Here is a 708-nt window from a genome sequence, read left to right on the forward strand (position 1 = left end):
GCCCAGCTCTCCACCGTGGGCCAGGACGCCGAAGCCCTCGCCCTGTCCCGGGCCGTGCGCTGGCACTGCCAGCACCGCGTCCTGCTGGATGACACCAGCACCGTCGTCTTCCGCTAACCCCCGCCGCGCCGGCACACAGTCTTTAGAGAATTTGCAGGAGAACCCTTTTATGGAATCGTCGCCACGTATTGTCATCATCGGAGCCGGGATCGTGGGCACCAACCTCGCCGATGAGCTCGTCACCCGGGGCTGGAACAACATCACCGTCCTGGACCAGGGCCCGCTGAACATGCCGGGCGGGTCCACCTCGCACGCCCCCGGCCTGGTGTTCCAGACCAACCCGTCCAAGTCCATGGCCCTGTTCGCCAAATACACGGTCGAAAAACTCCTCTCCCTCACCGAGGACGGCATCTCCTGCTTCAACCAGGTCGGCGGCCTGGAAGTCGCGACCACCGAAACCCGCCTCGCGGACCTGAAGCGCAAACTCGGCTACGCACAATCGTGGGGCATCGACGGCAAAATCCTTACCCGCGAGGAGTGCAAGGAGCTCTACCCGCTGATCAATGAGGAAGACATCCTCGGCGGCCTCCACGTGCCCTCCGACGGGCTCGCGTCCGCGGCCCGCGCGGTGCAGCTGCTGATCAAACGCACCGAAGCCGCCGGCGTAAAGTACATCGGCAACACCACCGTGACCGGCATCGAACAGAC

At 64.7% G+C, this 708-nt stretch carries 1 protein-coding gene and 1 pseudogene; both read left to right on the forward strand.

Features of this window, described 5'->3' with window-relative positions; genetic code table 11:
* A pseudogene (purU, locus tag AC5RUO_RS19980) lies at positions 1 to 117 on the forward strand (formyltetrahydrofolate deformylase); the annotation flags it as partial.
* A gap of 52 nt (positions 118 to 169) precedes the next feature.
* On the forward strand, positions 170 to 708 hold a 539-nt coding region (locus tag AC5RUO_RS19985; RefSeq protein ID WP_494104444.1), incomplete at its 3' end, for an NAD(P)/FAD-dependent oxidoreductase.

Source organism: Arthrobacter sp. Y3221087 (assembly GCF_059089905.1).